Here is a 25,017-nt window from a genome sequence, read left to right on the forward strand (position 1 = left end):
TTTTTTGTTTTTTCAGATGTGCTCCCAACTGCTTAGCAGTAAGGGAGACCACCACATTCAGTATAGAACCATAAAAAACTGACAATAATAGAAAAAAGCGAAGAAATCATTGGCTGCTTAGTCGTGTAACCGCAAGGGACTTCTACGCACGTACAGTCAATTCACATTCTTCACTCGTCTTATTATACATAAAGTTTTTAGTAATACAACCGCTAATTTTTTCAGACAGTTCAAACAACCATTTGAACTTTTTTCACCATTTCCACCGTTTCTGGAGAAGAAAGCACTTCCAATTCTGAAAGCCATTCAACTTTCATACTCGACTCAAGGTTCAGTCGCTCTTTTGATTCGATATAAACGTCCTGGACACCGCTATTGCTTTCTGTAAGATTACACAATCCTTCAATGATGTCAGCCTCCGTTCTCAAACGGATTAAATACATTCCCTTCTTCGGCAGCATATATTCATCAAAAGACATCTTCATGACGATTGTTCGATTGTCTATATCATATGACCCACCTTCCATTTTTCCTCTGGTGGAATAATAACTTCCCAAATAATGCGGAATCGCAGCAACCGCTCCATCGTTTAACAGTTCCCGGATTTTAGATGAACTGATCTTCACCTTTTTATAGGACTTTTTCGAAACTACAGTCATGTCAAATTCGCCGCCTCCTTCTTGCAGGATGCGCTCCATATTTCCCTGTCCTTTGAATCCATACGTAAAATCAAAGCCGGCCACTACATGTTTGCAATTCAACCCGCAAATGTATTTTTTAACAAAGTCAGCTGGTGCAAGCTTTGCAAAATCTTGATTGAATTTTACAACAAAGAGTTTTTCAACCCCTAATTCTTTAAAAATTTCTTTTTTTGCATCCAAAGGAGATAAATATCGGTCTATTTTTCGACTGGTTGGCAAAACATTGCTTGGATGTGGAAAAAATGTCATGACAGTCAATTTAAGATTTTTCTGTTCGGCAATTTCCATTGAAGTTTCAATCAATTCACGATGACCTAAATGAACGCCATCAAAAAAGCCAAGAGCCATCACACAAGGTTCATTTGTCAGCGTTTTCAAATCGAGTAGTTCTTTTATGTAAACTGTTTCCACCTATAACACCACCGTCATCTTTTTTACGGTAAAACCTTCATATTCTCATCATATACCAGATCGTATATGATTTCAATTATAACCCAAAATTCTTGGTAAGATTTCAGCATTTAAACCACTACATGAGCGGAACCATTGTTTTCGGTTGTACATATTATAGGGATATAGGAGGTGTATTCATGATGTCTTGTCTTCCAAATTCTACTTTAGGTCTATACTTGGCAGCTATTATTGCCGGCTATGCCCTGTTGGTATTGACTATCCTTCTTCCTGGTCCTCTTGCTGCCTTCTCAACAGTCATTATGGTAGTAGCAGTAGTCATCATCGTTCTTTTTTCTATTGTCGTTATTTTAAAAGCACTCAAAGCACTATTATCCAGGTGAAAAAATTAGAAGGGACTCAAAAAGTCCCTAAAATGAATCATCCGGAGGAAAACGGTTTGTTTTTCTCCGGATGATTTTGCATTTATGAGGTTTCTCACAAAAAGTAACCCGCGGATACTTTCTTTTATCTTTGAAATTTATCCACTATTGATAACTGTTTTTGAAGCCAAGGATGATGGTCAACTTTTTTCACATTGTTGACCTTTTTTATTGAATAATTGAACAGCGGGGCTCTTTTATTGAACGTCGAACTCGTTTTCTGCTGTTAAACTCACCAGGACATGAACACGTAAAATTAGCCCGAGCAGTTTCTTTTCTTCATTCACCACGGCAAGAGGATATTTCGATTCCAAAACTTTTGGTATTAAATCACTGACAAATATCTCTTCATCTACTAATGAAACATCGTGACGCATGACCTCTTCCAACGTCTTTTTCTCCCTTAATCCCTTGACTGCGTCATCGATCGTGACGATTCCTCTCAGGCTGCGCTGCCGATCAACGACAAATACGCTTGAGATACCGTTTGTTTTCATTTCTTTAATTGCTACGTTCAGTCCATCTTTTAAAGAGACAAGGGCATTCGGCTTAATCATTATATGCTTCGCCTGAAGAACCTTCGATCGGTCAATGTCTTTGATGAACTCCGAGATATAGTCGTTCGCAGGATTTTCGATAATTTCTTCAGGAGTGCCGACTTGAACCACATGCCCGTCTTTCATAACCGCTACCCGGTCACCTAATTTGAATGCTTCGTTTACATCATGAGTAATGAATATGATTGTCTTCTGTAACCTATTTTGGATGTCTAGCAATTCAAGCTGCATTTCCCGCCGAATTAAAGGGTCAAGTGCACTGAAAGGTTCATCCATCAACAGAATATCAGGATCATTTGATAACGCTCGAGCCAACCCGACCCTTTGTTGCATACCTCCAGATAATTCATCAGGGTATTTATCCTCATATCCCTTTAATCCTACTATTTCAATATTTTTCAATGCAATTTCCCGCCGCTCTTTTTTGGGGATGTTGCGGATTTCTAGACCATACTCAACATTTGCAAGAACTGTCCTATGATTAAACAGACCGAAGTGTTGAAAAACCATCGCGATTTTTTCTTGTCTCACTTTTTTTAAGCCGGCGCTGTTGCATTTCACAATATTTTCATCATCTATATAGATTGCTCCATCAGTCGGTTTATTCAATAGATTGAAGCAGCGAATCAAAGTGGATTTTCCACTTCCGGATAAACCCATAATCACAAAAATTTCGCCTTTGTTTATCTCAAGAGATGCATCATAAACACCAACTGTATGCCCGGTCTTCTTTAAAATCTCACCCTTAGACATCCCTTTTTTAACGAGCGGTATCACTGACTTCGGTTTGGGTCCGAAAATTTTTGAGACATGCTCTAGCTTGATTTGTGTTGTCATTGGCTTCCCCCCCTGTGTTTTTGAAACTTATCAGCGACGCCATTTGTAACCCGGTCAATGATAATAGCTAAAAACACAATGCTGATCCCTGCTTCGAATCCCAATGCAATATCAATGCGGTTAATCGCTACAAGGACTTGTTCACCAAGCCCGGATGCACCGACCATCGAAGCAATAACAACCATCGCAAGCGCCATCATTGTCGTTTGGTTTACACCGGCCATAATGGTTGGCAGAGCCTGAGGTAATTGAACTTTTCGCAGCATTTGCCATCTGGATGATCCAAATGATTGTGCCGACTCAATAACATCTTTATCAACGCCCCGGATAGCAAGTTCTGTCAATCGGATAACAGGCGGCAAGGCATAAATAAGTGTAGCGAAAATCGCGGAGACATTACCTAAACCGAAGAAAAAGATGGCAGGAATTAAATAAACAAAGCTAGGCATTGTTTGCATGGCATCCAAAATAGGTCGCATGACTTTGGAAAAACCATTGCTGTATGACATCCATATTCCCAGCGGAATTCCAATAATAAGGCATATAAGCACTGAGGCTATAATAATGGCAATCGTTGTCATCATATCTTCCCACAGTCCGAATGTGCCGATCAGGAATATAAATCCTGCATATATAACACCTGAAAAAACTGACCGGAAATACCAGCCCAGCAAAAAAATCACTGCGATAAAAAACCACCAGGGCATCCACAATAAGAAATCCTGGATTCCATTAATTGACTTCGAGGAAATCAAAAAGATAAAGTCAAAGAATCCTTCCAGTGTTCTGTCGAGAAAATCGACAAAATCACTGACGTAACCGCCTAAATTCGTCCTAATCTTTGGAAATTCTCCCATTAACTAAACCTCACTATTTTAGATTTGAAATAAGAAACTCACATGACTTACCACTCACATCCCGCGATGAAAAATTTATTTCCTCATTCCGGGAAGTTCATTTACCTATTATATTTTCATAGAAAAATGCAAGCAGTTGGGCTAGGTGCTTGCCGCTTCAAGCCTGCCACATCCTGTGGCTTCGGTGGCACTAGTTCTTCCCTCTTTAAACGTCGCCCGACTTCCTTCCCATCGCTTCGCTTGCACTAAGACACCCCTCGGCATGTCCAATCGCGACGTCCCTATCGCTTTGCCTGCACTAATACTTCATGTAATGTTGACTTATCGTAGGAGGAGGTGCAAAGTCTGCTAGTCGATAGGCGCAAAATAAGTTATACACAAGGATTGAATTTTATACTTTCCTATACCGTAAGAAAAAGCAGCTAGCACAAGCGGCCAGCTGCTTAATTGTTAAAGAGCTTCCTTAACTTTTTGTGCTTTTTCTTCAGGAACCCACTTCACCCAAACATCTTCGTGTTCCTTCAGCCACCATTTGGCAGCTTCTTCAGCCGAAGCTCCTTCGTCCTCCATGTATTGCAGAGCTTCTTCCGTCAAGGCACTGCTCGTTTCGTATTTCTTTAGAAACTCCACAGCTTCAGGTGCCTGTTCCGACAGATCTTTGTTCACTGCTGTTACAACATCGTTTGGAGGAAACTTAGTCTTCTTGGTTTCTTTCCAAGCTTTTTCGTCATATTCCGGTTCTTCGAGCAGGACAAGGTCATATTTAGCAGTAATCGCTGTAGGAGACCAATAATACCCCACCCAACCTTTGCCTGATTTATAAGCATCAACCAGCGATGCGACAATTGCTGAATCCGACCCCGGCATGAAATTATTAAATGTTTCATCTAATTGATAGGCATCGAACTTGGCATCAATATTATCCGCGACAACCCATCCGCTCGGCGCATTGATGATTCTACCTTTCCCGGAATCCTCGGGATCCTCAAAAACCTCTGGATACTTCTTTAAATCTTCCACAGTTTTTAAATCTGGTGCTAATGGTTTAATATTGCGTTCTTTGTCACCATGAATAACATAGGATGGAACATAGAGGCCTTGATCGTTGTCATCAAAATTTACTGAGGTTTTAATGATATCGCCTGAGTCAATTGCATCTTGATATACATCTTTGACATTGTCTGTCCAAACTTCCATGTATACGTCAATATCACCTTTTCTCAGACCTTGCAGTGTAGCGGAGGTTGATCCGGCGGTCATATCGGTTTTATACCCATATCCTTCTTCAAGGATTGTTTGAGCAATGGCGTTGTGGATCCGGATGCTGTCCCAGCCTGCATCAGCGAAGACGATTTTATCTTTTTCTTTTTTTGATTTTGCTGCATTGTTCCCGCTTCCTCCACATGCTGCCAAAAGCAAAAGTGTCATAGCGGCTATAATGCCGGCGATTTTCTTCACAAATTTCTTCTCCTTTTTATAAAGCATTTGATTTACTGTTCAGCATTTCATTACGTAACAAAATGAGTGAAACATTGCACAAAGTGTTTCGAAACACGTACCACTATTAAGCTTATCGAACAAATACAGTGAAATCAAACGAGTATAACAGCCGATTTACGTGATTTACTCTAGTGACATAGAATTAACCCGCAGTTAGTATGCTGTCGTTCCTTTTTCTTGCTGAATACTCTATTTAACTCCCCCATACACTGTATTTCCATATAAATGGTTTAATATTGGTTATTTTCGATATTTTAATCAAAAAAGACTGCAAGCCTCTCTATGAGCCGATAAAATCTGTCTTTTTATTATAAAGATTAGCTTTACTGATAAAATGAAAAGGCCTGAGCCCAGTACAGTACCGAATTCAGACCTTTATAGAAGACTTCTCATGCTGCTTAATTTTGAATCAGCTACAAAGTTTGAGAAGCCGCTTCAATCTCTGTTCGTTGAGTGTGTAACTACCATCACTTGCTTCGATGATTGCTAAAATACTCATTTTTGTTTCGAGTATTGATGATTTTGTTACAATTGAAATGGCTACTCCAACTACTGATTATGTTGTTTCATCACTGATGAAAGTGTCCTTCTACTTATTCTTAATTTTTGAAATACATTTCTTATCATGCAAATATCAAAACGAGTATTCCGACAACAAAGCAATATATGCTAAAATAAATAAGATTGCCCTTTGCCATGATGTTCATGAACCATTTTAATGCAAAGTAGGAAGCAATGATTGATACGATAAACGCCGCAAGGTACGGAATGAAAAGTGTTCCCAGATCAGGATCGTTGACCATATCAGTAACACTGAGAAGCGTGCCCCCAAGGCTGACGGGAATATACATTAAGAATGAAAATCTTAAGGCAGTTTCTGGCTTCATTCCCATACCCATGGCCGCAACGATTGTTGCACCTGATCTGCTTATACCTGGAATCAGCGCAACAGTCTGAGCAAGCCCGACAACTATCGCATCCTTGATGGTCAGATCTCCATCCTGCTTCCGTCCTCTCAAGTTTCTTATTAAAAATAGAGCAGCACCTGTAATGAGCAAAGTGATCGCAGTAATGCGGACGCCTTTTAATGATTCAGATATAATATCATTAAAGAGAACCCCAATCACACCAGCAGGGATTGTTGCAACGATCAAATAAACAATAAACATGAAATCCGGCTTCGCTTTTTCATCTCGCGTTGTTAAATAGGCAATGCCGTTTTTTGCCAGTCTGATAATATCATTCCAATAAATGATTAAAACGGCTATAAGAGAACCTGCATTTACTAGAAGCTCAAATGTCAGCTTCTTTGTCTCTATTCCTAAAAAATGCTGGGCTAACACAAGATGACCGCTGGACGAAATCGGAATCGGTTCAGTAATTCCTTGAATAAGCCCTAAAAATATGTACTTCAATAGTTCAATCATATTTAACTCCATATCCAGTCCCCTTTTCGCGCAAGTTTTGACTTCCAAGTGTAAAGGTTACCGTTTATCTCTCCTGTTTTCAAGGTTGTCTATCATTCTTTTTAAAAGAAAAGAGATTCTACTTGTATTTCAATTTTACTCATGATAAAATCACAATCGACACTATATTTAGTGATTGACAATACTAATCAACACAATATATTGATAATTAACAAGAAAAGGTGTCCATGCTGGACTTAAAAGGGAATCCGGTGAAAACCCGCCACTGTAAGTGCGAACTACCGGGAAAAAACCACTGTCTATGACGAGAAGGTTTCCCACTGGTGATGCACGAGTCAGGAGACCTGCCATTTCTTGTTTGAGTTTCAATTTCTTCGGGGGTTTGAGAAGATGAAACGATAGAGAAGCTGTTTTCTTTTTCCCTATCGTTTGATCCCCTCTATTCTATGCCCTGAGCGGATTTTTTTATTGGAGAAAACAGGAGGTTTCTATTAAAAATGACAACAATCATTGTGAAAGAAGACGGTAACAGAAAAAAACCATTTGACAGGAAAAGGCTGGACAGCTTCCTTCAAAGAGTCACTTTGATAGAATCGACAGACTACCGTGATAAAATTTTTAGAAGCATTGAATCTAAAGCAGAAATAAAAGCAGAGCATCTTACTGATTTACTTATTCAATCTGCCTTAGAAAACATCGATGAATTACATACAGAATGGGCTTATGATGCCGCAAAAATATATTTAAACGATTTATATAGAAGAGCTGCTGAAAATCGCTCATATGATAAAAACAATAAATACGGCGACTTTTATAGCCTCATTAAAAGCTTAACGGACAAAGGCATATATTCTCCTTGCCTTTTGGACAAATACAGTGAACAAGAAATCAATCAATTATCAAAGCTGATTGATCCTGAGCGTGATTATCTTTTCGATTATACTGGCCTTCATACGCTTGCTACAAGATATTTGGCTGTTGATCATGAAAAGAACACATTTGAGCTGCCGCAGGAAAGATGGTTGATCATCGCCATGCACCTGATGCAGGACGAGTCTCGCGATAGTCGTTTGGAGCTTGTAGCGGAGAGCTACTGGGCACTTTCAAATCTCTATATGACGGTTGCAACTCCCACGCTTGCCAATGCCGGGCTTGCCCATGGCCAGTTGTCGAGTTGTTTCATTGATACTGTAGACGATTCACTCATCGGCATTTATAACAGTAACACGGATGTGGCTAGACTTTCCAAAGACGGTGGCGGAATCGGCGTCTACATGGGGAAAGTAAGGGCTCGAGGCAGCTCAATTAAAGGATTCAAGGGAGCTTCCTCTGGCGTCATTCCGTGGATTAAGCAGTTGAACAACACCGCTGTCAGTGTAGATCAGCTTGGGCGACGCAAAGGCGCTATTGCTGTTTACTTAGATGTATGGCACGCTGATATCCTTTCTTTTCTCGATTTGAAGCTTAACAATGGAGATGAAAGGCAACGTGCACACGATATTTTTACAGGTGTCTGCCTGCCTGACCTATTTATGGAACAAGTGGAGAGACGTGGAGACTGGCATTTATTCGACCCTCATGAAGTGAAACAAGTAATGGGCTTTTCATTGGAAGACTTTTATGATGAGGAAAAAGGATCAGGCTCTTTCAGAGAGAAATACGAAGAATGTATTCGAAATGAAAAATTGACAAAAACTACAGTTCCTGCCATTCAAATCATGATTCGAATCATGAAATCACAGTTAGAAACAGGCACGCCTTTCATGTTTTATAGAGATCAAGTAAACCGGATGAATCCAAACAAGCATGCCGGAATGGTATATTCCAGCAATTTGTGTACAGAGATTATGCAAAATATGTCGCCGACCATCCACTATGAAGAGACAGTTGATGGGGATACAATTATTTCATATAAAAAAGCTGGAGACTTTGTCGTATGTAACCTCTCCTCTATCAATTTGGGCAAATCAGTTAATCCGAAAGAAGACAATTTCGAGATTTTGGAGAGATTAATTCCTATCCAGGTAAGAATGCTGGATAATGTCATCGACTTAAATACAATTGATGTTAAGCAAGCAGCTATTACGAATCGGAAGTACCGCGCCATCGGTCTTGGAACTTTCGGTTGGCATCACCTGCTGGCCTTAAAAGGCATTGCCTGGGAATCAAAAGAGGCCGTTCAATTAGCAGATAGTCTATACGAGAAAATTTCACAACTGACGATTAAAGCAAGTGTACAGCTGGCAAAAGAAAAAGGAGCTTACCCACTGTTTGAAGGAAGCGACTGGCAGACAGGACATTATTTTAAAGTCCGTGGCTATTTAGCTGGTGATGACACAAATGAATGGAATGAAATCAAGGATGATGTAAAAGAGCACGGGATCAGAAATGGCTACTTAATGGCAGTTGCTCCTAATTCCAGCACTTCTGTTATAGCAGGATCGACCGCCAGTATAGACCCGATCTTCAAGCCGTTTTACCATGAAGAAAAGAAAAATTATAAGCTTCCGGTTGTTGCACCAGATCTTGACCACCATACATACAATGTGTACCGCAAATCGGCATACATTGTAGACCAACGCTGGTCCATCCAGCAAAATGCAGCCAGACAGCGCCATATTGACCAAGCAATTTCATTTAATTTTTACGTCCCGAACCATATTAAGGCGCAGGTCTTGCTTGATTTGCATTTGCAGGCTTGGGATTCTGGATTGAAAACAACGTATTATGTTAGATCGACCGCATCAGATATAGAGGACTGTGTATGGTGCGAATCCTAATTTGCTATGCTAGCTTTAGCGGAAACACAAAGGAAACTGCTGACATCATCAATAAAGTTGTTTCTACTCACGGGCATTCCACGGTTTTATACCGGATTGGGTCGGGTCCAGTACCCGATCCCTCCCTTTTTGACGCTATCATGATTGGGACTTTTACTTGGGGAAAAGGAGCGACTCCAGATCTCGTAAAGGACTTTGTTTACGAAATCGGATATAAGCCGCCCAATGTTTATGTCTTTGGAACAGGCGACACACAATTCGGAGGGGATGACCTGTTTTGTCATGCTGCCGAAAAACTTGCAGCATTTTATCACTCACCATTTGAGACTTTAAAAATTGAGCAAAGTCCCAGAGGTTCACAAGAAAATATAGTAAAAAATTGGACGGAAGGAGTTTTGAATCAATGCCTAAAACACTTGAAAAAGTAGCGGTATTAGAACCATTGAATCCTAATAAATCAACAGCACTGTTCGGGGGAAAAGCAAGCGGTATTTTGAACTGGAACAACATTGCCTACCCTCATTTCTACAATCACCGTGAACAGATCAGAGCTTTATTCTGGAGGGCTAGTGAGGTAGATATGACCCAAGACATCAAGCAGTTCCCAACACTATCGGAAAAAGAACAGAATGCTTTTTTAAAAATCATCGGGCTGCTTGCAACACTTGATGGCCCACAAACAGATATTGCAAGCAGAATTGGGCATTACTCAACGGACCCATCCGTGAAATCCATCATGGCAACAATCGCAGACCAGGAGAGCGAACATAACCACAGCTATGCATATGTACTCTCCTCCGTTACGTCTTTTGACAAACAAAATGAATCTTTTGAAACTGGAAGAATAGACGAAGTATTACTAAAAAGAAATGAAAGAATCATGCAAGTGTATAATGAATTTGCATGGAACCCTTCCATTGAAAATATCCTAAAGGCACTGGTTTATACTGCATTGCTTGAAGGATTATTCTTCTATTCAGGATTTGCTTTTTTCTATAACATGGCCAGGAATCAAAAAATGGTTGGAACCTCAACAATGATTTCTTATATTAATCGTGACGAGCTCCAACATGGCCGCTTCATTAGCGAGCTATTCCGAGCCACATTAGCCGAAAATCCGGACCATAACACAGTCGAATTTACCAACTGGGTCTATGACCAGTTCCGTCACTCCGTTACTCAGGAAATGAACTGGAGCCGCTACGTGTTAGACGGCATTGATGGCATTGATCTCCTTGAAATGGAAGGCTACATCAAATATCGAGCAAATAAAATGCTTAGAATGCTTGGTTTGAGTGAGATCTATGAAGACAACATTGATAACCCAATGAAATGGATTCGTGCATATGTAGACAACTTCGATGATACTAAAACAGATTTCTTCGAACAAAAATCACGTCAATATACCAAAACAAGTGATTTAAACGGATTTGATCAATTGTAATAACAAGGCCTTGCCTGCTACAATAGCTGGCAAGGCCTTTTCTTTTAGATTAGAAAATAGCCAGCTCCTTCTTTTTGGATCTGGCCATTTTTTGGTCCCTATTTTTGCTAATCAAAGCATAAAAAAGAACTGCCCTTAATGGCAGCTCTTGGTCATGGATAATATTATAGTTTAACAACGTTTTCCGCTTGTGGTCCACGTTGACCTTCAACGATTTCGAATTCTACTTGTTGACCTTCGTCAAGAGTTTTGAATCCCTCGCCTTGAATAGCGCTGAAATGTACGAATACGTCATTTCCGCCTTCTACTTCGATGAATCCGAAACCTTTTTCACTGTTAAACCATTTAACTGTACCAGTTGTCATGTACATAAACCTCCAAAAATTTATTAATATGTTCCTAATATTTACCAGGTAAATAAAAATTCACATATTATAATCAATACCTACCCACTTGCTGGAGTAGATATTCATTATAACATGTGAATAATGGTAACTCCAAAAACTGGCAAATAAAATTGACATATCTTTACTTCTCATTATACATAAAGCAAAAGTAAAAAGCAAGAAACGGGCGAACTTTTATTTATTTACTAATGTATTGCCCATTTCTCGAATTTTTTATTCATGCTAAGATGATTTTTTTCTTATTTTTTTGTGCCTGTTGCAGATGTTTTGACTACAGTCTTTTTTGTTTTAGCTGGCTTTTTAGCCTTTGGCTTGGTTCTGTCGATTGAAGCTTGAAGTGCTGCCATCAGATCAGTCATTTGTGCTGCCGGTTCTTTCTCTTTCACCGTAACCAGATCTTTTCCAGTGCGTTTTGCCTCAATCAGCTCAAGAACCTTCGCGCGATACTCATCTTTATACTTTTCTGGATCAAAAGTTGTTGTCAGCTGGTCGATCAACATGATGGCCGTATCAATTTCCTTCTTCGTTACGTTGTCTTCAGCTGGAACATTCGGCACATCAGCCGCCTTCCGAACTTCATCTGGAAAATGGATAGTTTCCATTAAAAGGGTATCCAGATAAACCCGGATAACAGCCAATTGTTCCTTGGACCGAATCATGATTTTCGCAAGTCCCACTTTTTCTGAATCAGTTAAAGCTTTTCTGAGCAGTCCATATGCCTTATTTCCACCATCTGGTGACATATAGTAGCTTCGGTTGAAATAGATGGGATCGATCTCATCCAATTTGATAAAATCAATAATTTCAACTGCTTTTTCCTCCACTGCATCCTTCAAGCCTTTCAGTTCGTCCTCTTCGATGACGACAAATTTGCCTTTTGTAACTTCATATCCTTTAACAATATCCTCAGTACCAATTTCCTTTTCACATGTTGGACAGACTTTCTCATATTTAATGGGCGAGTGGCACTCATTGTGCAATGACCGGAATTTAACATCTTTATCTTCTGTTGCAGCGTGCAGTTTGATCGGAATATTCACAAGACCAAAACTGATGCTCCCTTTCCACATTGTATGCATAATGTCACCTTCATCATTTGTTTTTCCCTAGCTTTTGCCTATGGTCAAAAGTATACACTGATAAACTTTTGGTAAAAAAAATCAATCGGGAAAAACTATAGGTAGAAATATAATGATAAGGTGTGATTTCCATGAAACCAATGCTCCCTACTTTAACCTTTAATATGCCCAAAAACGGAAATTGGCTCTACGAAATAAAATATGATGGTTATCGTGGGATATTAGAATGGACGGAGGAAAAAATACACCTTTGGAGCAGGAACGGCAAGGATTTGCTTCCACAATTTCCTGAGGTAAAATCTTTTTTGGATGAAATTTCAGAAAAGATACAGGAGCATCTTCCACTTTTATTGGATGGTGAACTGGTCATTTTAGAAAGTCCGTTCAAAGCTAATTTCACTAAATTACAGCAAAGAGGGAGAATGCGTGCCAAAGATAAAATTTTGTCTGAATCCAGTGAGTGGCCCTGCCATTATCTCTTATTCGATTTGTTATCCTATCAAGGGAACGATCTGACCTCCTCTCCCTTCCATCTAAGGAAAAGTAAATTATCGGAACTAGTTCAACTCCTCCATTTACCAGAAACACCTGAACCTGGAGATGATAAACTATTACAATACATCCCTTTTTCCACTTCTCTTAAGGAGAGCCTGCACACCATGCAGGAATTTGAAAGTGAAGGAATCGTCGCAAAACAGGAACAAAGCAAATGGCTTGAGGGTAAAAGAACCTTTGAGTGGTTGAAAATTAAGAATTGGAAAACCGTATCTTGCTTTATCACTTCCATGGATGAGGAAAATGGATACTTTTATGTAGGGGTATGGGAGAAAAGTAGTATATTTCCACTTGGTCAATTTTTATTCAGTCTTGATTCCAGGACGAAGTCCGCTTTAAAAACAACCTTACGTGAGAACCATACTAGGCGGGAAGGCTCAGTATACTTTGTTGATCCCGGCATCTGTGTTGACATCTATTATTTAGAATGGATGGATAATCAACTGCGGGAGCCGCATTTCAAAAGCTTGCGTTTTGACCTTCAACCCGATGACTGTACATTTGAAAAGTTTTTTCATGACGAGGCAATGTTTCCACCAGATATTATCATTACTCATCCAGATAAGGTTTTGTGGGAAGAAAATTATGTCACAAAGCTTGATTATGTCCGTTATCTTAGAAAAATGGCTCCTATCATGCTGCCTTTTTTGAAAAATCGCGCCCTGACAGTGATCAGGTCACCACATGGTATATTTGGTGAATCCTTTTATCAAAAAAATAAGCCAGAGTCCTCCCCAGATTTTATTGAGTCAGCCATAATAGATGACATCAATTATATTATCTGCAATGACTTGAAATCGCTCATTTGGCTCGGTAATCAACTTGCGATCGAGTTCCATATTCCTTTTCATCCTGTTACAAGCAAATACGTAAGCGAGATTGTATTTGATCTCGATCCTCCGGACCGCACATACTTTCACCTGGCAGTCTACGCAGCTAAAATCCTAAAACAGATTTTAGATGAACTAGGGCTGTTATCATTTGTAAAGCTATCAGGAAATAAAGGGCTTCAAGTATATATCCCACTTCCAGAGAACCGATTCACTTGGGAGGATACGCGCCGATTCACTTCATTTGTTGCTGAATTTCTAGTTCAATATGACCCTGAGTCCTTCACTACAGAAAGATTGAAAAAAAATCGGGGAGAAAGACTCTATGTCGATTTTATTCAGCATGCTGAAGGAAAAACCATCATCGCACCTTATTCAGTAAGAAAAAATGAGGGTGGACTTGTTGCTGCTCCCATCTACTGGCATGAGCTAACTGAGGCTTTGTCCCCTACCCAGTTTACGATGGGAACCGTCCTTAAAAGGCTTGTGAAGATGAAAGATCCGTTTTCCAGTTTTTTTCACTGCAAAGACAAGCAGCTATTTGAGCAAGTACTGAAACGTTTGGGCCACTAAAGCTAAAACAATGTAAGCAAACATAAACAAAGACTTCTTTCATGTTTGGACAAGCTTGAATCCATTTTTAACAAAGGGGTGTTCGGGGAAAAATATTGCTGCCACTTAATGGGCATCAACCCCTTCTTGATAGTCATGACTGCTCGTCCATTTTTCAATAAAACCCTGTCCGAATACGGCTTTTTTACCTCATAATAATCCGGACCGACAATGAAACTGAGGCTTTTTCCACTTCTTGTATTGATGATCACCGGAAGCTTTTTCTTGGCAGTGATAAAGCCTATGCGTCCTTGATCTATATGCATGTAAGCTGTTGTCCCAACCCCATGCTCATTAATCTTAACCAGCCGTCCCCTTTTTCCCAGTTCATAATATTTCAAATGGGCTCTCCTCTCCCTGCCTTTAACCAGCAAAATGGAGAGTTGACGGATTCCGTCGGAAGAATATACCTCCATCAAACAATTGGCATTGTGTGAGGGAATAAGAAGAAGGGTTTCATTATTCTCAGCTATCAGACCATTACTAAGGGTCATTGAAACGGCACTGCCTTTATATGAAAAATATAAAAATCTCAACACAAAATAGACCATGAACAGAAATACAGCCAGTCCTGCCAGGTTGCTCAGAAAAAAATCAGCTTTTTTCAAATTCGGCAAGATGATAACCGTAAAAACAACGGTAAATAGTATACTCTGATGAAAATACAGTCGGGCCATGAAAGAGTAATGTTCTTTTATATTCATTCTCTTCCCCCTATTTCAGGAGTCTCGATTCATTATACGAGACAAGCCCGATAAACATGACTTCCTGTTAAAAATAAAAATGCCCCTGATATTCCGTCGAATCAGGAATATCAGGGGCATCTAAATGTTCCTATTTTATAACTCTAAATACAAGCGGAAAATGGTATATTTCTCCGTTATATGCCTTAACCGCTGCAATAATCGTGAAAACAAATACCATCACTCCGATAATCGGCAACAAGATAAAACCGATAAGTACAAACATTAATAATGAGGCTACAATACTATATACCCCGTATGAGATGAAAAAGTTCAAATATTCCTTCCCGTGAAAATCTATAAAAGGTGACTCATCTTTTTTCAAAAGCCAAATGAGTAGCGGACCTATTAAGGTTGTGAAGAAACTTGTCAAATATATAGCCATCGCTAACGTTCTATCACTGCTGCTAGGTACTGTGTCCATCTTATTCCCTCCCAATGTATGTCTATGTTGATTTTACGCATAAAGAGCATAAAAGGTTTCAAAAACAATAATATTTTTTTTGTACAAGCATAATCATTCTATGAACACGATTTGAATGAACGGGGTGGTTAACTTCCATGTTTCGCGAATGGGCTATTGAATTGCTGCAGACACTTGGGGAATATGGATTCATAGGCATTGCTGCCGGTCTGATGGTGGAAATTATCCCTAGTGAAATCGTCTTGGGGTATGGGGGGTATCTAATAGCCAATGGAAAAATATCATTTTTCCAAGCTTTCATTGCAGGAGTTTTTGGCGGGACAATGGCCCAGATCTTTTTGTATTGGCTAGGAATATATGGAGGAAGGCCATTTTTTGACCGTTATGGAAAATTTCTTTTGATCCAATCAAAACATTTAAATGCAGCCGAAAACTGGTTTGCGAAGCACGGAACAATTGTTATATTTACAGCACGGTTTATACCGGTTATCAGGCATGCCATCTCCATTCCTGCCGGAATAGCGAAAATGCCCTTTCATCATTTTACCATTCTTACTGTCGCGGCTATGATTCCATGGACCGCTTTATTCCTTTTAATTGGCATTGAGCTAGGAAACCATTGGGATCAAATCGGAGAGCACGCTTCGGCTTATTTGAAACCAATTATAGGAATAGCTCTGACAGTGCTTTTATTATACTTTCTTTTTAAAATATGGTCTCAACATCGCACGTCAAAAAACAATTAAAGAGTACCATCCAATTTTGTTTTCATGGATTATGACAATAATATAATTTTCTCCCTGTAGAACTAGCCAATATTAATGGGGTAGAGATTCCCGTTAAATCCAAATGAGACCCGCCCTGTCTCTTCAGATACGACGAGGACAAGTGCATCACTTCGTTCAGATAAACCGATAGCGGCACGATGTCGCGTACCCAGTTTCTTGTCCCCGACAAACTTGTCTGAAAGCGGAAGTACATTTGCTGCAGAAACAATCTGATTAGCTTTTATCATTACAGCTCCATCATGGTGCGGATTTCCTGGAAAGAAAATCGATTCTAATAAGGAATGAGTCAACTCTGCCATGAGTGGAATACCTAATTGTATCAATGAATCAAGGGAATCTTCTCTTTCAATGACAATTAACCCGCCATGTCTGCGGCTAGACATGTTTTGAATGCAAATCGATAAATCTAAATATTTATCTGTAAACGGAGCCAAATAACAGTTCAAATAAAACGAAGCGGCTTTCATATCAATGGATATAAACTGTTCTTTTATCTTTTCGAAGTTTTCAAGAAGACAGTAATTTTCATTATCCATTACTTCTAAATTATTTTGAAGTGCCATTATAACCTCTCTAATCTCATCATTTAAAGCTTGTTTCAACGGGGAAAAATCGCAATTTGGTTGATTCACGAAAATACACCTCCTCCTTTAAGTTTGTCTACCGTTTAGACTGTTTATTCGTCTGTTTTAAAACGATTCACACAAGGTTTTTGGTATAAGAATAGATCAACTAGCTCAGAATACTCTTATCTAGAAAAGGCTCATGATTAATAACCCATCTTTTGGAGGTGTGAAAATTGCCTTTCGTAACAGTGTTCGGCGAAAAAACTTTTGAAGTAGAGATGGGAAAAAAATTAGTATTAGCCCTTGAAGATAATGGCATAAACATCCTCCATTGCTGTGGGGGAAATGCAAGGTGCACCACCTGTAGAGTAGAAGTATTAGCAGGTGATTTTATGGAAGTAACGAAAAAAGAAAAAAACGCCTTTGCTAATAAAGGCGTTGATGAGAATTTAATAGAAGATTGTTTACGTTTATCCTGTCAAATTCGTGTGAATGGAGACATTACCGTTCGACCGATCATGACCGCGCAAAATACCGGAAAAAAAGTGGGGCCAAGACCAGCTGATTAAAGACTGCTTTCAAGCGGCAGGTTTACTTTCTGAATTAGACCAGCTTTTTTGAGCTTAATATTTATCGTTGTTTCAGTCCCATACTAGGATTGATGTTAATGATTTTCCGCCCAGGGATTGCAGCACTAATGACACCTACGAAAACAGGAACAATTAACCCCGTTACAAATACCCATAATTCATTCCATTCAATAGCTTGATACATAAAATGCAGAGTTACAATACTGAACACTACGCCCAAAATTCCGCCCAAAAACCCGATAAGGCCACCCTCGATATAGATCATCTTTCGTATCGTCAGATCCTGCCACCCCAGTGCTTTGTATAAGGAGATCTCTACATTTCTTTCCTTGATATTTTGCCACATAACTTCCGAAGTGGTTAAAATAGCAATGAGAAAACACAAGGCTACCGAAAAATAATGAGGTGCTTTTACCTCTATCGAGACATACTGTCCCAGCCAAGTGGTGAATAAAACCCCGTTCAATCTTAACGATACTGTAATGAACACGATGAGCAACCCGCTCGGCAAGCCTATTGTAACAATAGTCAACAGGTTGCGAAGCCATCTGCTAAATATGGCATTCACCTCGATGCTGATCAGCCCTTTAACCGGAACAATTCTCGCTTTGGATAGACTAATCTCTCCTTCTTTCATGACTTCTACGGGTTGGATTTTTTTCGCAAATAAGCTAGGTAATAACGCCCCTAGCAGATAAATAAACAGAATGCTGCCTAAAATGATTAAGAGTTTGTAAAGTGGTAGTGTGCCGGGATTGTATGATCTGATGATCATCAGTACCATCATTGTAAATAGAGCAACCATGAATCCTACAAATAGAGATTCCACGATCATTAATGACTGGATTTTAGTAGTTTTCCACCCCAAAGCTTTTAATATGGCAAACTCCTTTTTTCTTGATAAATAGGAAACCAGATTAACAGCAAATACATACATCACCGCTACGATAATCAGACATACGACAAGCCCGGTATACCCCAGCTTGGTTTCATTGAAGATGTTGATGGTCGTTCCCTTTTTAATCCAGGGCTGTTCCATCCATCCTAAATCAGGCTCTTGATTGGTTTCGGGTACATGGATTAATACCGGCTGTGGTGAAGACCCCAACGTAATTTCGGCTTTTAATCCAGTCTCCGCTTCAATTTTTTCAGCAACCGTTTCGAGCTTATTTTGACTGGAATCGGAAATCTGGCTAACCCCTTCCACCTTTATCCGGATGGCGGAAATCGGCTTTTCCCCTAAAATCTCCTTTGCACCGTTGATTGTTGTCAGCATCACAGGTGGCTGCATGATATATCCAAATGGATTTGAGGTGGCAATCACACTTTTCGGTGGATTGACCGGGTTCCCTCTGTCATCTAACACATATTTAGCTGTCGGTAAACGATATGTCTCCATCGGGAGTTCATTTGTTGGATCTATTGACAGCTTCAACTTAGAGGGATCGTAGAATCCCACCAGATTGGGGGCAATCACGGGAACTTCATTAATATCTTTACCATAAATTTGAGGACTTCTATATAAATTATAGTGAGTTAAGAACTCATCAGTTACATCCTTTTCTGTTTTTATTTCATAAGCTAGGCTCCATTGATTTTCAAAAGGACTTTCTACCTCTCGGTATAAAATAGGGCTTGGCTTTTCTTGAAGTATACTTTCAAGAGATTCGATTCCTTCGTTATTCCCAAAAGAAATGTTTTCCATTAATTGTTTATGGTGATCCTTCGAGGTAAATTTGTAAGTCTGTTTATCTAAGGTATCGACTGCTTCTAAATACTTCTCCCCCCATTTTCAACAATATTTTGTATCGTCTTTTCAGCTTTCGCTTCATTTTGAAAGTTCAAATTCAATTTAGAAACCGTATATGTATATGATTGGTTCGCATAAGACTGATTGCTTAATAAAATGGGAAGATAAATTTTTTCGTAGCCAATTTCCGGATAGAAACGTGTCGAGACAGGAGCGTCTGATTTCAGATAAGCACTCACTCCATCATTGATGACAGCTTGATCCAACCCTACCAGCTGTTTCTCCTCTTCCGGGTCAATCGCAGCTATTAAGACTGTACTCAACGAGTCCAAAGCTATACCATTTTCTTTCTGATAATTCAACAGCCCAAATTCATGGTATTCGTTAGGGACTTTATAATAGACGGTATAAAAAGAAGTATAATCTCGTTTGTAATGTTTAATCCCATCACTTTCAGATATAGAAGAAATAACCTTATATACGCCTGGCTCCTTCAAGAAGACCTCCTGAAATTTTGTTTGATACGAGGCATAGCCAACCATGCTAATGGGGGCAGCAACTGAAACCCCTTCGATGGCTTTGATCTTTTCCCACTCTTCTATAGAAATTCCGCCAGACAGTCCACTTAAAAAGTTGGGATCCAACAAATCGTTTGAGTTTTCCTCTTCGATTACACTTGGCCGCACCACAATATCGTAGGATGTTTTCCATTTTTCTTCGAGAGTATTAATAATAGTCCCTCTATTTGTTTCGGATAATCCCACCAACACACTCAATCCCGAACTGATCACAAGGGCCCCAATAATCAATAATGCTAATTTGTCGGTTTGCCTCCAAATATTTTTAACGATATACCTTACCATTAACGATCACCTTCCGGTTAAAAGATCTTGTCGTAGCATTCCGTCTTTCAATTCAATCACGCGGTCTGCTTTTTCCATCAAGGAAGGGTCATGAGTGATAATAATAATACCGCACCCTCTGTCTTTTTTAATATTAGAGAGCAGCTCATATATCTTTTGTCCATTAACTGAATCTAGGTTCCCTGTTGGCTCATCTGCAAGAATCCAATCCGGATGAGTTACTAAAGCCCTCGCGATAGCCACTCTTTGTTGCTGGCCGCCTGATAATTGTGAAGGGAAGGACTGCGCCTTATCAGCTAACCCAATAGACTCTAGCATCTCTAAAGCTTTTTTTTGTTTATCAAAGTCCACCTTTCGATGGAGCAAAGGTACGATAACGTTTTCCATCGCAGTTAAATTCGGTAACAAATGGAATTGTTGAAATACAAACCCAATCTTCTGACTTCTAATGTTAGCCAACTCATCGGCTTTTAGATGTGATATTCTTTTACTATCGTAGAAAACATCCCCAGATGCTGGCGATTCCAATGTACTTATAATGTTTAACAAGGTCGACTTTCCAGAACCGGACGGTCCAGTGATCAATGTAATCTCATCACTTTTAAAAGATAGAGTAATATTCTTTAAGGCATAAAAAATATTTTCTTCTCCGTATGACTTTGTTACGTCCTTAATATGTATTGTTCTAGACACACATGTTGCCTCCTAGTAACCATTATTAAACAATCTTATGTGAATAAATTTTCAAAGTAGTTTGCTCTTCCGAGCCATTACTTATTTCCTCTTGCCCAGTCTCAAATTGTAATTGAACAATAAAATATCAAAAGCAAAGTGAAGAATTGTATAGTGCAGATTGCCGTTATTTCATTCATCACAAAATCTTTTAGCACTACCAGTAATGCCGAGGATATTCAGCCAAATAATCGGTACATAAGTTTCTCTTCATTTTTTTAAAGTCTATATTATTAAATATATACTTTTCTGAATATTACATCAACCATTTTTCGAAAGAACATATAGAGATTTTCCTTTACCTGAAACATGGCATAAAGTCTCGAAGAATTTCACTCGCTGTAAATTTACTTCTTTATATCATGGTTTGTCTTCTACTTTCCAATTCATTTTGAAAATAAAGGGTATTTAAATTTACATAATGGCATTTTCCTCAATTTTAATGATCAATAGTTAGAGCCCTACTACACACAAATGGTAATAAGGCTCTTTCATGTTGTTTAAATTTCAATCTCAATATCTTTAACATAAACAGCCGTGCCTGAAATAGAGATATCCAATTGCTCCTGATCTCCTCTTACATGCACATATACTCGTCCGTCTTTATTGATTTCATGTCCTTGTTCAACAATCAATGTCGTTGGTAATTTAGTGTCTTTGTTTACAAAGGTTTTATAATACGCCCCCATTACGCCTGAAGCTGTTCCCGTAACGGCATCTTCAATTGTACCCGAATAGGGAGATGAAAAGTGACGAGCATGCATATCATTTTCATCATCTCGAACTTCAAAACAGATAGGATGTAAAGAAGCTTTCGGCATTTCTTTTAAAACGCTTGGAAAGTTTTCTGTCATTGGATTCATTTTATTAAAGCTGGCTAACTCTTTAACCGGTACAATTAACGTCCATATTCCTGTACTACCATAAACAATTGGGTATTTTACATGTAAATCTTCTTCTCGTAATCCGATTGAAGCTGCTAAATCAGACTTTGAACCACTAAATGATTGGAACTGTGGCTTCGCATGTTGCATTGTGATAAGCAATTGATTATCTTCTTCACAAATATGTATTGGCAATACACCTGCTTTTGTTTCAATGGTAAAATCTGATTGTTTTAGTAAGCCGTTCATTCTTAATGCGTAAACAGTTCCCATTGTCGCATGACCACACAAATTTATTTCATGTCCAGGTGTGAAGTAGCGGATACGAAAATCAGCAAAATCCGAAGAAACAACAAAAGCTGTTTCGTTGAAGCCTACCGCGGATGCAATGGCTAACATTTGTTCTTCTGTATAATCCTTTCCATTTAATACAACGCCTGCTGGATTTCCTTTCTCTGGAATCGAACTAAACGCATCAATATGTTTTACATACACTTTTGTCATAATAAGTTCTCCTCGTATTATATATTTCAAGAACAAAAACTTGCTCTTTGATAATTAAATTAATGTGTTATTTCTAATTTCCGAATAAGGCCATTTTCTAAGCCGCTGATCCAAAGGAAGTAAGCACTCTCAGCCATGATACAGAGCCACAGCGAAGCTGCTTGCCATTGATTGCAGTGCCCGGCTCTTAGAAGGCGGCGGAAAGGGGTCGGGGCCCCAGCCGGCGAATGCTTAGAATCGGTTTGTCCGGGTTACCATTTAGCTGTAGGGGAGCCTCCAAACTTTTCTTTCAGCTGACCTGCATAAATCTTACTACCCGGACAAAAAACAAAGTCAATGGTGGCGGATAAACGGCCGGTTCAAACACTTATTGTCAATATGTTCCTGCATTTTCTCGAACTTTCTGCTTGGGTATGGCGTAATGTCCTTAGATAATTAAATTGGAATGGATCCAACTGAGAATATGCTTTTTATTCTCCTGTAGTTCGACTACAAAAAAAGACTGTGACCCAGACAACTGTTGTACTGCAAACGCACAAACTGTATCGATGCTTCGCTAAACCAAGGTTAGTAGGCTTTGGACAGCTTTTGGCGGGGTAGCTTGGAATACTTATACGCGAGGTTTCCGTCAGACAGTTGTTTCTAGGGATATCCCGCAGTATCCAAGCTTATTCCAAAATCACTTTGAAAGGAGGTCCTTTCCGTGAAATTATTCGTAGGTATTGATGTTAGCTCCAAGAAACTGGATGTATGCTTCCTTGACAGCGAGGATACGCGCCTGAAGGAAGAGACATTTCCCAACGACCTGATCGGTGCCAATAAAACCAAGGAAAATATCTTGACTTATAACCAACAGTTCCATTATGAGAACATTGTCATCGGAATGGAATCCACCTCCGTTTTTAGCTTCCATCCAGCTACCATGCTGGATCAAGATAAAGACCTGAAACGGATCGGTGCGGAAGTGGTCGTTCAGAACCCTAAGGCCATCCATCGATTCAAAAGCTTATTTGAAGAAGACAAAACCGACCGAATCGATGCCTTTCGCATTGCCGATTTCCTTCGATTCGGACGTTACAATAAAACCGTCATCAAAGAAGAGAAATATATGGCCCTTGGGCGGTTGACCCGTTCACGTTATCAAGTGATCCAGCAATTGACGGAATGTAAGCAGCACTTTCTGTCTTTTTTTCCTTAAAAAGTACATTGACAGCTTTACCTTTTTTCATTTTTACATTGACTTATCACCACAAGTCTTTAATCGGCTACCTTTTGAATGAAAATTCCTACAACCATTGAAATTTTGTATAATCACCATTGTGCGGCCCTAACTAATTGATAGTATATAATAGCAGGAGTAGCATCTGCCATTTTAGGCAATCTAATATTTGTTCCCATCGCCATTAAAGCAGACATTAATAGCAGGTCATAGAGTGCCAAACTAAAGTCATACCGATGTTTTGCCAACGCTTTGGAACAAAATTATGCGCTGCACCTTCCGGCACTTTTGTAGGTGTCGCATACTTCAGCTTGTGTGGATCGAAATGCTAGTGAATGAAGTAATATATGAGTATACAGTCTGAGATAGAAATACCTAGCATTTAGGAGTCTTCTTACTTTTTATTAGGAGAGAAAATATAAAGCGGTCGATTCGGCGGGATGTCGACCTCAAGGGGAATGTTCAGCTTATAAGCGGCTATATGCAAATTCTTCAGCAGCGTAAACCATTCCTCATCCGAAAATGCATAATTTTTCATTTTGACAGTGTGGCTACTGCCATCTTGCTGCTGGAATGTGATCTCTCTCCCGCCGCCATTCTCCCGACTTACTTTGCAATTTACAATGATTTTTCTAATCTGATTTGCAAGCAATTGCTTTTTTTCTGAAAAAATAATCTGGTTATGCTCATAATCCACGATGATCTGCTGGAACTTTATTGTACTGTAAGTAAGTATTAATCGATCGGACGAATCTGTACCTTTTTGCAACTGCGCCGTTGCTTTAAGCGCCTCCAATCTCCGGTTATTCAGCCCTTTGTTTCTCTCTAGCAACCGATCCTCGACCTTATAATGGCCCTCGATATATCTCAAAGGCAGTTTGCTGACGTGCTCAGGCGTATAAAGAAGATATTCTTTCAACCAGTAAAAAGCGAAGGGCCGGATGACGAATCTTTGCTCAACCCCAATCAGTTCATCGAACGCTATATCATAACGACGACCCCATTTTGAGAATTCAATCCGATCAGGTGACATGATGATAGAATACGGAGGTTGCAAGTAGCCATATAGCACTGTTCCACTCATGAACAAAACGATACCCATGAATAGGGCTGAAGCATTAATCGCCAGCATCTTCAAATCTCCTGATAAAAAGGACAACCACTCAATGCGGGGAAATTGAACCAAAAATATCAGAACCATAATGCCCCCAATCAAAAGAATTGAAACAAAAAACGAGAGTAATGCAGCAAAACCAAAAGATATAAACAGCGACTCTCTTCCTAATATTTCAATCGACGGGATGCTCGCCTGCTCCCCCTTTTGTTTTAAGTTTTTTCGTTTATTCATAGTTAAATTATAACATATTTGCCACTTACAACGCGGCTAACTCAGTATAACTGTCATCGTTATGGCCGATCTGTATAGTTAACAAAATTGCCGCCTGCCTTAAAGAACTATGTAAGCCCGAAATATAAATAAAATAAGCGCACCTTTTCGGTGCGCATGCCAAACAGCCGTCTATTCTTATGTTTTT

Annotated in this window: 23 protein-coding genes and 1 riboswitch; of the genes, 8 read left to right on the forward strand and 15 right to left on the reverse strand. The window is 39.4% G+C overall.

The window, feature by feature from the left end; genetic code table 11:
• Nucleotides 1–230: 230 nt before the first annotated feature.
• Complete coding sequence (locus H9631_RS19795) at nucleotides 231–1,112, reverse strand: FAD synthetase family protein (RefSeq protein ID WP_191815884.1); 882 nt, start codon at nucleotides 1,110–1,112, stop codon at nucleotides 231–233.
• 179 nt (nucleotides 1,113–1,291) lie between these two features.
• Between H9631_RS19795 and H9631_RS19800 the strand changes: the two genes are divergently transcribed.
• Entirely contained in the window at nucleotides 1,292–1,495 is a 204-nt protein-coding gene (locus H9631_RS19800; RefSeq protein WP_191815886.1) for a hypothetical protein, read from the forward strand.
• Between the two features lie 236 nt (nucleotides 1,496–1,731).
• Here the strand turns inward: H9631_RS19800 and H9631_RS19805 are convergent, their stop codons facing one another.
• From H9631_RS19805 to H9631_RS19820, 4 genes are all read right to left on the reverse strand, one after another.
• Nucleotides 1,732–2,928, reverse strand: a complete 1,197-nt coding sequence (locus H9631_RS19805) for a quaternary amine ABC transporter ATP-binding protein (RefSeq protein WP_191815888.1) — start codon at nucleotides 2,926–2,928, stop codon at nucleotides 1,732–1,734.
• The gene (locus tag H9631_RS19810; protein WP_191815890.1) at nucleotides 2,925–3,785 is read right to left on the reverse strand and encodes an ABC transporter permease; all 861 of its coding nucleotides are present in this window, start codon (nucleotides 3,783–3,785) and stop codon (nucleotides 2,925–2,927) included. The genes H9631_RS19805 and H9631_RS19810 overlap by 4 nt, the downstream gene beginning before the upstream one ends.
• 450 nt (nucleotides 3,786–4,235) lie before the next feature.
• A complete protein-coding gene (locus H9631_RS19815) occupies nucleotides 4,236–5,243 on the reverse strand; it encodes an ABC transporter substrate-binding protein (protein ID WP_318246838.1) in 1,008 nt (335 codons plus the stop codon).
• Between the two features lie 665 nt (nucleotides 5,244–5,908).
• Nucleotides 5,909–6,712 carry an undecaprenyl-diphosphate phosphatase gene (locus tag H9631_RS19820; protein WP_404801760.1) on the reverse strand — a complete coding sequence of 268 codons (804 nt, stop codon included), beginning with the start codon at nucleotides 6,710–6,712 and terminating at the stop codon, nucleotides 5,909–5,911.
• A gap of 202 nt (nucleotides 6,713–6,914) precedes the next feature.
• Nucleotides 6,915–7,078: riboswitch (cobalamin riboswitch) on the forward strand.
• A 131-nt stretch (nucleotides 7,079–7,209) separates the two neighbouring features.
• Between H9631_RS19820 and H9631_RS19825 the strand changes: the two genes are divergently transcribed.
• Genes H9631_RS19825 through H9631_RS19835 form a run of 3 tightly spaced genes read left to right on the forward strand, consistent with a single transcriptional unit; the run spans nucleotide 7,210 to nucleotide 10,936 of the window.
• On the forward strand, nucleotides 7,210–9,492 hold the full coding sequence (locus tag H9631_RS19825; RefSeq protein ID WP_191815894.1) for a ribonucleoside-diphosphate reductase subunit alpha: 2,283 nt from the start codon (nucleotides 7,210–7,212) through the stop codon (nucleotides 9,490–9,492).
• On the forward strand, nucleotides 9,477–9,920 hold the full coding sequence (locus H9631_RS19830; RefSeq protein WP_191815896.1) for a flavodoxin: 444 nt from the start codon (nucleotides 9,477–9,479) through the stop codon (nucleotides 9,918–9,920). The genes H9631_RS19825 and H9631_RS19830 overlap by 16 nt, the downstream gene beginning before the upstream one ends.
• Nucleotides 9,896–10,936, forward strand: a complete 1,041-nt coding sequence (locus H9631_RS19835) for a ribonucleotide-diphosphate reductase subunit beta (protein ID WP_191815898.1) — start codon at nucleotides 9,896–9,898, stop codon at nucleotides 10,934–10,936. The genes H9631_RS19830 and H9631_RS19835 overlap by 25 nt, the downstream gene beginning before the upstream one ends.
• A gap of 164 nt (nucleotides 10,937–11,100) precedes the next feature.
• Here H9631_RS19835 and H9631_RS19840 read toward each other — a convergent pair whose 3' ends face one another.
• Nucleotides 11,101–11,301: a cold-shock protein gene (locus tag H9631_RS19840; RefSeq protein WP_018707263.1), complete on the reverse strand. Its 201-nt coding sequence runs from the start codon at nucleotides 11,299–11,301 to the stop codon at nucleotides 11,101–11,103.
• A 281-nt stretch (nucleotides 11,302–11,582) separates the two neighbouring features.
• On the reverse strand, nucleotides 11,583–12,422 hold the full coding sequence (ku, locus tag H9631_RS19845) for a non-homologous end joining protein Ku (RefSeq protein WP_191815899.1): 840 nt from the start codon (nucleotides 12,420–12,422) through the stop codon (nucleotides 11,583–11,585).
• A gap of 131 nt (nucleotides 12,423–12,553) precedes the next feature.
• Between ku and H9631_RS19850 the strand changes: the two genes are divergently transcribed.
• Nucleotides 12,554–14,380, forward strand: coding sequence for a DNA ligase D (locus tag H9631_RS19850; protein ID WP_191815902.1), 1,827 nt, complete (start codon nucleotides 12,554–12,556; stop codon nucleotides 14,378–14,380).
• A 2-nt stretch (nucleotides 14,381–14,382) separates the two neighbouring features.
• Here H9631_RS19850 and H9631_RS19855 read toward each other — a convergent pair whose 3' ends face one another.
• Complete coding sequence (locus tag H9631_RS19855; RefSeq protein ID WP_191815904.1) at nucleotides 14,383–15,123, reverse strand: hypothetical protein; 741 nt, start codon at nucleotides 15,121–15,123, stop codon at nucleotides 14,383–14,385.
• A gap of 130 nt (nucleotides 15,124–15,253) precedes the next feature.
• Nucleotides 15,254–15,586 carry a DUF4870 domain-containing protein gene (locus tag H9631_RS19860; RefSeq protein ID WP_191815905.1) on the reverse strand — a complete coding sequence of 111 codons (333 nt, stop codon included), beginning with the start codon at nucleotides 15,584–15,586 and terminating at the stop codon, nucleotides 15,254–15,256.
• A gap of 137 nt (nucleotides 15,587–15,723) precedes the next feature.
• Here H9631_RS19860 and H9631_RS19865 point away from each other — a divergent pair, with 137 nt between their 5' ends.
• Complete coding sequence (locus H9631_RS19865) at nucleotides 15,724–16,332, forward strand: DedA family protein (protein ID WP_191815907.1); 609 nt, start codon at nucleotides 15,724–15,726, stop codon at nucleotides 16,330–16,332.
• 62 nt (nucleotides 16,333–16,394) lie between these two features.
• Here H9631_RS19865 and cdaS read toward each other — a convergent pair whose 3' ends face one another.
• A complete protein-coding gene (cdaS, locus tag H9631_RS19870; protein ID WP_191815909.1) occupies nucleotides 16,395–17,006 on the reverse strand; it encodes a sporulation-specific diadenylate cyclase CdaS in 612 nt (203 codons plus the stop codon).
• A gap of 167 nt (nucleotides 17,007–17,173) precedes the next feature.
• Between cdaS and H9631_RS19875 the strand changes: the two genes are divergently transcribed.
• Nucleotides 17,174–17,509 (forward strand): 2Fe-2S iron-sulfur cluster-binding protein, encoded by a 336-nt coding sequence (locus H9631_RS19875; RefSeq protein WP_191815911.1) that lies wholly within the window; start codon nucleotides 17,174–17,176, stop codon nucleotides 17,507–17,509.
• 61 nt (nucleotides 17,510–17,570) lie between these two features.
• Here H9631_RS19875 and H9631_RS19880 read toward each other — a convergent pair whose 3' ends face one another.
• The 4 genes from H9631_RS19880 to H9631_RS19895 form a co-directional block, all read right to left on the reverse strand.
• Nucleotides 17,571–19,235, reverse strand: a complete 1,665-nt coding sequence (locus tag H9631_RS19880; RefSeq protein WP_191815913.1) for an ABC transporter permease — start codon at nucleotides 19,233–19,235, stop codon at nucleotides 17,571–17,573.
• Nucleotides 19,236–19,300: 65 nt separating this feature from the next.
• Nucleotides 19,301–20,143: a hypothetical protein gene (locus tag H9631_RS19885; RefSeq protein ID WP_191815915.1), complete on the reverse strand. Its 843-nt coding sequence runs from the start codon at nucleotides 20,141–20,143 to the stop codon at nucleotides 19,301–19,303.
• 6 nt (nucleotides 20,144–20,149) lie between these two features.
• Nucleotides 20,150–20,836, reverse strand: a complete 687-nt coding sequence (locus tag H9631_RS19890; protein WP_191815917.1) for an ABC transporter ATP-binding protein — start codon at nucleotides 20,834–20,836, stop codon at nucleotides 20,150–20,152.
• A gap of 539 nt (nucleotides 20,837–21,375) precedes the next feature.
• Entirely contained in the window at nucleotides 21,376–22,263 is an 888-nt protein-coding gene (locus H9631_RS19895) for a PhzF family phenazine biosynthesis isomerase (protein WP_191815919.1), read from the reverse strand.
• Nucleotides 22,264–22,966: 703 nt separating this feature from the next.
• Between H9631_RS19895 and H9631_RS19900 the strand changes: the two genes are divergently transcribed.
• A complete protein-coding gene (locus H9631_RS19900; protein WP_318246839.1) occupies nucleotides 22,967–23,461 on the forward strand; it encodes an IS110 family transposase in 495 nt (164 codons plus the stop codon).
• Nucleotides 23,462–23,876: 415 nt separating this feature from the next.
• Here the strand turns inward: H9631_RS19900 and H9631_RS19905 are convergent, their stop codons facing one another.
• A complete protein-coding gene (locus H9631_RS19905; RefSeq protein ID WP_225221170.1) occupies nucleotides 23,877–24,614 on the reverse strand; it encodes a hypothetical protein in 738 nt (245 codons plus the stop codon).
• Nucleotides 24,615–25,017: the final 403 nt, after the last annotated feature.

It is taken from the genome of Bacillus norwichensis (assembly GCF_014836955.1).
Taxonomy (GTDB): Bacteria; Bacillota; Bacilli; order Bacillales; family Bacillaceae_C; genus Siminovitchia; species Siminovitchia norwichensis.